The organism is Desulfobacula sp. (assembly GCF_014237455.1).
Classification (GTDB): Bacteria; Desulfobacterota; Desulfobacteria; order Desulfobacterales; family Desulfobacteraceae; genus Desulfobacula.
Genome location: NZ_JABZFL010000077.1, coordinates 1 through 7964, shown reverse-complemented (window position 1 = coordinate 7964; position 7964 = coordinate 1). Strand labels below are relative to the sequence as shown.

The 7964-nt window shown below is 39.5% G+C and carries 9 protein-coding genes; 7 read left to right on the top strand and 2 right to left on the bottom strand.

Going from position 1 to position 7964, the window contains the following annotated elements; all coding sequences use genetic code 11:
- From HGJ91_RS11515 to HGJ91_RS11495, 5 genes are all read left to right on the top strand, one after another.
- On the top strand, positions 1 to 269 hold a 269-nt coding region (locus HGJ91_RS11515), incomplete at its 5' end, for a hypothetical protein (RefSeq protein WP_291347903.1).
- 25 nt (positions 270 to 294) lie between these two features.
- Positions 295 to 684, top strand: a complete 390-nt coding sequence (locus tag HGJ91_RS11510; protein WP_291347901.1) for a polymer-forming cytoskeletal protein — start codon at positions 295 to 297, stop codon at positions 682 to 684.
- Positions 685 to 757: 73 nt separating this feature from the next.
- Positions 758 to 1192: a 50S ribosomal protein L13 gene (gene rplM / locus HGJ91_RS11505; RefSeq protein WP_291347900.1), complete on the top strand. Its 435-nt coding sequence runs from the start codon at positions 758 to 760 to the stop codon at positions 1190 to 1192.
- 25 nt (positions 1193 to 1217) lie between these two features.
- Positions 1218 to 1613 carry a 30S ribosomal protein S9 gene (gene rpsI, locus HGJ91_RS11500; RefSeq protein WP_291347899.1) on the top strand — a complete coding sequence of 132 codons (396 nt, stop codon included), beginning with the start codon at positions 1218 to 1220 and terminating at the stop codon, positions 1611 to 1613.
- A gap of 96 nt (positions 1614 to 1709) precedes the next feature.
- Positions 1710 to 3146, top strand: a complete 1437-nt coding sequence (locus HGJ91_RS11495; RefSeq protein WP_291347898.1) for an exodeoxyribonuclease I — start codon at positions 1710 to 1712, stop codon at positions 3144 to 3146.
- A 69-nt stretch (positions 3147 to 3215) separates the two neighbouring features.
- Here the strand turns inward: HGJ91_RS11495 and HGJ91_RS11490 are convergent, their stop codons facing one another.
- Together HGJ91_RS11490 and HGJ91_RS11485 are read right to left on the bottom strand one after the other, a co-directional pair.
- Entirely contained in the window at positions 3216 to 3485 is a 270-nt protein-coding gene (locus HGJ91_RS11490; protein WP_291347897.1) for an HU family DNA-binding protein, read from the bottom strand.
- A 154-nt stretch (positions 3486 to 3639) separates the two neighbouring features.
- Entirely contained in the window at positions 3640 to 4425 is a 786-nt protein-coding gene (locus tag HGJ91_RS11485) for an A24 family peptidase (protein ID WP_291347896.1), read from the bottom strand.
- A 196-nt stretch (positions 4426 to 4621) separates the two neighbouring features.
- Here HGJ91_RS11485 and lon point away from each other — a divergent pair, with 196 nt between their 5' ends.
- On the top strand, positions 4622 to 7000 hold the full coding sequence (gene lon, locus HGJ91_RS11480) for an endopeptidase La (protein WP_291347895.1): 2379 nt from the start codon (positions 4622 to 4624) through the stop codon (positions 6998 to 7000).
- A gap of 4 nt (positions 7001 to 7004) precedes the next feature.
- Positions 7005 to 7685, top strand: a complete 681-nt coding sequence (gene tsaB / locus HGJ91_RS11475; RefSeq protein ID WP_291347894.1) for a tRNA (adenosine(37)-N6)-threonylcarbamoyltransferase complex dimerization subunit type 1 TsaB — start codon at positions 7005 to 7007, stop codon at positions 7683 to 7685.
- Positions 7686 to 7964 lie beyond the last annotated feature (279 nt).

The window sequence follows — 7964 nt, the reverse complement described above, 5'->3', positions numbered from 1 at the left end:
AGACAAGACTTCTTATTGTTGATGATTTCGGGAAGATGAAATCCGGTGACTATTTAAAAACCCTTATAACGACCCTGTCGATCCTGACTGTTTTCTGTTTTGTGGCAGCCATTTTTTTTTATTCTCTATATTCGGATTTGTCCCGGGATGTCAAACCTGTTAAAAACAGACTTGTTTTGGCTGAAAAGAAGGTGACTGAGCTGACCCGGGAAAAAGAAATATTAATGGCAAGGCTTGTGATTTCAGGAGAAGAGCCGGGGATTGAATAAGCAGGATGAAAAGAGGAGATATAAAGTGGGAAAGGACAACAGTAAAAATCTTTCAATCATTGACAAGGATCTGAAAATTGAAGGCTCGATATCAAGCAGGGGAAAATTGATTATCAAGGGTCAGGTAACCGGTACGATTGAGGGGGATGTGGTCATTATTTCAAAGGAAGGACGGGTAAAATCCAGTGTGACAAAGGTATCCAGCATTACCATTGCCGGTAAATTTCAGGGGGAAGTTACTGCCTCCAAGGAGTTGATTATCCTTTCTACGGGGATATGTTCCGGAAAGGTTGAGTGCAACAAAAATCTTATCGTTGAAAATGGTGGTATTCTGAATGCGGAAGTGTCCTGTAAGACCGCTATGAAGTTATTGCCGGAGAAAGATTTAAAAAAGGGAAAACAAATAGAACTTTAAATTTTGCTTGACATATATCTAAAAATTATATAAATATTGTCGATTGTGTTTATGAAGAGGAGCAGTGAGGAAATTGAAAAAATATACATATAGTGCAAAAAGATCAGACAATAAAGAAAATTGGTGCATCATTGATGCAAAAGATAAGATTCTTGGCAGACTTGCATCACAGGTGGCATATAGAATTCGTGGAAAAAACAACCCGCTTTTTACGCCCCATGTTGATACCGGCGACTGGGTTGTTGTCATCAATGCAGATAAAATCCGTATGACGGGCAATAAACTGGACCAAAAAAGATATTACCGGCATTCAGGGTATATAGGCAGCATTAAATCCACTACAGCAAAAGAACTGCTGGAGAAAAAACCGGAGGAGCTTATTAAAAAGGCTGTTAAGGGGATGCTTCCTAAAAATCGACTCGGCAGGAAACTTGGTAAAAAATTATTTGTGTATACAGGCGATCAGCACCCCCATGCTGCTCAAAAACCTGAAGCGGTTGAAATTTAAGGAAAAAAGGACGCGATAATTATCAATGGAAAGTGGAAACGTATTTTACGCGACTGGTAAAAGAAAAGATTCTGTAGCCAAAGTATGGTTAACACCCGGCAATGGTAAGATTGTGGTCAATAAAAAAGACCTGAACGAATACTTTGAATTAAATGTAACAAGAGATTTGCTTTCAGCGCCTTTGGTTCTAACTGAAAAAAGCGATGTTTTTGATGTTAGAGTTACGGTAATGGGTGGTGGGAAAACCGGTCAGGCCGGCGCCATTCGCCTTGGTGTGTCCAAAGCGCTGGAGCTTTCAGATCCTGATCTTCGAGGGGTATTGAAAAGCGCAGGATTCCTCACAAGAGATGCAAGGAAAAAAGAACGTAAAAAATACGGTAAAAAAGGCGCAAGAGCAAGCTTCCAGTTTTCAAAAAGATAGTCTTTTTTATACCGTCGTAAACATCATCAATCGAACCATTAGGGGCAAAGAGAATTCTTTGTCCCTTTTTTTTGTATTGGGAAATGAAAAAGAGAAATGAAGACGTATCTGTTTTACGATATTGAAACCAGCGGTTTAAATCATGCATTTGACCAGATTTTAACCTTTGCCTGCATCCGAACCGATCTTGAACTCAATGAAATTGACAGGCAAACGATCACTATTTGTTTACGAAAAGATATTGTTCCTTCACCGAATGCTTTTTTAACCCACGGTTTGACTTATACTGAATTAGCGCTTGGAATCAGTGAGTATACAGCAGCACAAAAAATTCGTAAAATACTGAATACGCCCGGCACCATAAGCCTGGGGTATAATTCATTAGGATTTGATGATGAATTTTTAAGGTTCCTGTTTTATCGCAATCTTTTGGACCCTTATACGCATCAATACAGAAACGGGTGCTCCAGGATGGATATTCTGCCCGTTACTGTTATTTTTAAAGTGTTTCATCCGGATAGTTTGAGGTGGCCGCAAATTGATGGAAAACCAAGCTTAAAATTGGATTTCCTCGTCCGTGAAAATAATTTTGTAACATCTGGCAGAGCTCATGAAGCACTGAACGACGTTGAAGCTGTTATCGAACTGAGTAAAATATTGTTTCAACAAAAAGATATCTGGAAATATGCCCTTGATTTTTTTAATAAAACAAGAGACGACGTCAGAATAAATAACATTGGAAAAGGCATTCATATTCAAAATGCGCGATTTAGGATCTGTCTTATGGTGTCATCGTCTTTCGGGCCAAAGGCGAATTATATGGCACCCGTTGTCCATCTTGGCCAATCGCTGACATATAAAAATCAAAGCCTGTGGTTACGCCTTGATTCAGATGATATTTTAGGCTTGGAGGCAGGTCTGGATGTGAGCGATACGTTTGTGATAAGAAAACGATCAGGGGATGCCTTGATTGTATTGCCGGCCCTTGAAAGGTTCTGGGATAAGATGCCAGAGTCATCACAACAGGCTGCTAATGAAAACATAGCGAAAATTCGTCATCATTGGGAACTGTTTTTTGAATTCATCCAGTATCATCTCGCCTATAAATATCCTTTTATTCCCGATATGGACCCGGATGCAGCCCTCTATCAGGATGGTTTTTTTTCTAACCAGGAGAAAAAACAAAGCGATTTGTTTCATAAATTCGTGTATAATTTAAAATCAGATCATCAAAAACAGGAACTTTTAAAAAAAATAAAAAGTCCGAGAATAAAAATTTTGGCAAGTCGTATTCTTGCACGGAATTTTGATGATACAACAGGGCAGACCAAAGAGACAGAAGATCATCTTTGCCTGAACAGGCTAAGGTCTTCTTTGAAAAAAGATCAGATTATCGGATACAAAAATGATATAAAATTTAATCGCAAACAAGGGTTGCAGGAGTTAAAAGAAACAGAACAGAAATTTCTGAATCCGAATCAGGATCAAAGAAAGATACTTAACTGGCTTAGAGATTATATAGAAAAGTTATAAATTCTGCGAAAAAAAATATTCAGACAGTACCTGAATGAACAAATACTGCCTGAATGAATCCGTCAGATCTTATTTTACAGCGTCTTTTAATGCTTTTCCCGGGACAAATTTTGGTACGGTTCTAGCGGGGATATTAATTTCTTTTCCCGTCTGTGGATTTCTTCCTTTTCTGGCTTTTCTATTAGCCGTCTTAAATGTTCCAAAGCCAACCAGTGTGACAGAGTCATTGCTAGAAAGAGCTTCTGTGATTGCTTTAATTGTACAGTCGACTGCTGCTTGAGCTTCTTTCTTGCTGTTGAGTACTTCTGAAACCTTGTTGATTAAATCGCCTTTGTTCATCGTATCACTCCTTTTTTTAGGTTTTAGAAATTTCCAAATACTAAAAATTTGTCATTAAAACATTTTTCTAAAGTTAAATTCAATTGAATTGCCGTTTAAGCGTACGTTACGTCGTTGAGAAGTGCGTGTCAAGTGTTTATTCACATTTTTTAAATTAATTGCCAAGAGTCGATAGATACCATTGGATCAATTGTTTCCCAAAGAAAATATATAGGATTGCTCCGAATGACAAAAAAGGTCCAAAAGGAATCCTTAATTTTGTGTCTGCTATTTTGGTATAAATCATGATCAAAACTCCAAAGATGCTGCCGAATAGTGAGCCTGCAAAAATAGTAAAAAGAACACCTTTAATCCCTGTCGCTGCACCAATCATGGCCAGAAGCTTAATGTCGCCGCCACCCATTCCTTCTTGTTTTTTCAGCAAATAATAAAAAAGAGCGACTGCATATAAACTGCCGCCACCAGCGAAAATACCCAGCAGCGTATCTTTTATTGTCATTTCAGGTAAGATGTAAAAAGAAGAAGCAAATATCAGAATACCTGGAAGTGATATGATATCAGGGATAATCTGATGGTCAATATCAATGAAGGAAATGGTGATCAAAACACTAATGAAAACAAAGTGGTAAGCCATGGCAGGTGTTATTCCGAATTTATGGAACAGCAACAGAGCAAAGATACCGGTTAACGCTTCTACTAAAAGGTATCTTATGGATATCGGGTGCTTGCAGAATTTACAGCGACCCATCAAAAATATATAGCTTAAGATGGGAATGTTATAGTAAAATGGAATATTTTTATTACAATTGGGACAGAATGAACCCGGAGTAATAATGGAATTCTTTTCAGGTATCCGGTAAATACAAACATTTAAGAAACTTCCAATACAGGCGCCAAATATAAAAATAAATAATCCAAGCACAAAAAAATAGTCTGACATAATCGGGTTCACTTTTTTCTTTAGGTTATATTGCTTTCTTTTATCGGATGTTAAAAATATTTTTGCAAGGATATTGTAAAACAAAAAATATGTTTTATTGTAAAGGCACAAATTAGCATAGACGGGGTCAGGCTTTTCTTATTGACTCAATACCGACAATAAGAAAAGCCTGACCCCATAAATAATAAGGAGACAAATGGCTGAAGCAGATATTGATGATCTAATTGAAATCATAGAAAAAGAAAGCAACATAGATGATATCCCGACAATTCTTCCCATGATGCCGATCAGAGATGTTGTTGTGTTTACTGATATGTTGCTGCCATTATTTGTCGGGCGGGAAAAATCCATTAAGGCAGTTGAAGATAGTGTTGAATGTGATCGTTACATATTCCTGACTGCCCAGAAAGATTCTGAACTGGAAAAACCGACGGCTGAGGATGTTTATACCATTGGTACGGTTGGCAGAATTCAAAAAATGATCAAGCTGCCGGATGGCAGGATTAAGGCTCTGGTTCAGGGGTTAACCAAGGCAAAAGTATTGAAATATACCAAAACGAGGCCTTTTTTTAAAGTTCAGATTGAATTTTTAAAGGATACAGATCCCAAAGAACTCAATATTGAAGAAGAAGCCTTAATGCGGAATGTCAAAGAGGCCAGTGAAAAATTGCTGGCTCTCAAAGGTGAGCTTTCAGGAGATGTGGGAGACCTGCTGTCTCATATTGAATCTCCGGGTAAACTGGCTGATCTTGTTGCCTCCAATATAAACTTAAAGGTCGAGGATGCTCAGGTTTTACTTGAAATTATCGATGGAACCGAACGGTTGAAAAAGGTGAATGATCTTTTGGCAAAAGAGCTGGATCTCTCAACGGTTCAAGCCAAAATTCAAATAGATGTCAAGGATGAGATTTCTAGAAATCAAAGGGATTATTATCTTAGAGAACAAGTGAAGGCCATTCACAGAGAGCTTGGGGATAGTGATGAAAAACTTGCTGAAATAAAAGAGTTCAAAGCAAAGATCAAAAAATGCAAAATGCCGAAAGATTGTGAAAAAGAGGCTAAAAAGCAGCTGAAACGTCTTGAGCAGATGCATTCTGATTCCTCTGAAGCCTCGGTTGTAAGGACGTATCTTGATTGTATCGTCGAGTTGCCCTGGAGCAAAGCAACAAAAGATTTTCTTAATATTCCAAAATCACAGGAAGTTCTGGATAAAAATCATTTTGGTCTGGACAAGGTTAAAGAAAGAATTCTCGAGTATTTAAGTGTCAGAAAGTTAAACCCTAAAAAAAAGGGACAGATTATTTGTTTTGTGGGGCCTCCGGGTGTCGGGAAAACCTCTCTGGGACAGGCCATTGCCAAAGCCATGAAGCGTAAGTTTCATCGGGTGTCTTTAGGTGGTATCAGGGATGAGGCTGAAATCAGGGGTCACAGAAGAACGTATATCGGTTCAATGCCGGGAAGGGTCTTGCAGGGGTTAAGGCAATGCAATACAAACAATCCCGTATTTATGTTAGATGAAATCGACAAGCTGGGGAATGACTTCAGGGGAGATCCTTCTTCAGCCCTTTTAGAGGCACTTGATCCTGAACAGAACTTTGAATTTTCAGATCATTATTTGAATATGCCGTTTGATCTCTCCAATGTGCTGTTTATTTTAACCGCCAATATGTCTGATACGATTCCATCAGCCTTGCTGGACAGGATGGAGGTGATTAGAATTACCGGATATACCCGGCAGGAGAAAAAAGTGATTGCTCAAAAGCATCTCCTGCCAAGAAAATTGAAAGATAACGGGCTTATCCGCAGATCTATCCATGTCAGTCCCGGAGCCATGGAGACGATTATTGCAGAATATACACTGGAAGCCGGCCTAAGGGGGATTGAAAGGAAACTGGATGCCATCTGCAGGAAAATTGCAAGGAAAATTGCAGAGGGCAAAAAAGGTAAATTTTCAATAACCAAACAAAACCTTACAAAATATCTGGGGCCACCGCAATATCTTTCTGAGCTTGATCAGGAAGAAAGTCAGGTGGGTCTGGCAACAGGGCTGGCATGGACTGAAGTCGGTGGAGAATCCCTTTATATAGAAGTGTCACTCTATCAGGGAAAAGGGGAGTTGCTGATCACAGGACAGATCGGTGATGTGATGCAGGAATCAGCAAGGGCCGCCCTTACCTATACCAAAGCCAATGCAGATAAGTTTGATATAAAAAAAGAAGATATTGATAATAATGATATTCATATTCATGTACCGGCAGGCGCTATCCCAAAAGACGGCCCTTCAGCCGGGATTGCCATGGCAACATCATTGATTTCAGCATTTACAGGCCGGAAAGTGAATAACAAAGTGGGAATGACCGGTGAAATATCTTTAAGGGGAAGAGTGCTTCCCATTGGCGGGCTCAAAGAGAAAGCCCTTGGTGCTTTAAGGGCAGGTATTGAGCACATTATCATTCCTGAAAAAAACAGGAAGGATTTATATGATATGCCAAAGGTTATTAAGAACAAGATAAAGTTTACCTGCGTCAGGGATATCCGGGAAGTTCTTGAAATCGCATTGGAAAAACAGGTTTGATAAATTGAAGATTCTGTGTCTGAGTACAGCAGAACCAGGATGCAGCCTTGCCATTATTGATGGGAAGTCCATTGTCTGTGAAGAGTTCTGGACAGCCAGACTGACACATTCCAAACGGCTGGTAAAAATGATTGAGCATATGCTTACAAACAGAGCCTGCATGGATCTTTCTGATATGGATACCTTTGTCGCTGCCAGAGGACCCGGCAGCTTTACCGGGCTTCGTATTGGTATCAGTGTGGTCAAGGGCATGGCCTATGCCATGGGAAAACCCGGTGTCGGGGTTTCAAGTCTTGATGGGATTGGGTTCCGGTTTGTTCATTCATCAATCCCGGTTTGTGTTATGATGGATGCCAGAAGAAATGAAGTCTATTGTGCCGTCTATCAGTTTGATCATGGCAGGCTGGTATCAAAAAGCAAGGAAAGAGTTGTCTGTCCTGAAGAGGCCGTTGAGATGGCAGACAATGCTGCATTGTTTGCAGGATCGGGATCGAAAGCATATAAGGACATCATTGAACAAAAGGCTGATAATCCGAGGTTTGCCCACGAATTTCTGGATTCTGTGAACGCGGCGGCCCTTGTTTTATCCCTTACGTCAAAAGACAATTTTTTAGATAACTCGGAAAATATCCTGGTTCCCAGCTATATCAGAAAATCCGATGCTCAATTGCAATTTGCCAAATAGACGTAGATGGGCCAGGATTTCCTGCGATTTTTGTAAAAAACTGGATATTTACCATAAGAAATTTTGTATAACCCGTTCCAGGGGGATCACCTTACGTCCGCTGGATGGATATGGCAACAAATTCTAAGATTACCTCCACTGACCGCCATGAACTCGCTCATTCTTCGATAAAATGAGAAAGATGGTCTCCTTTGAGGTAGAACCTCAAATGTGTTAATTGATTTAATTGGGTAAGAAAATACAATAACACAAAATAAGGAGACCAAATGGAAGATAACA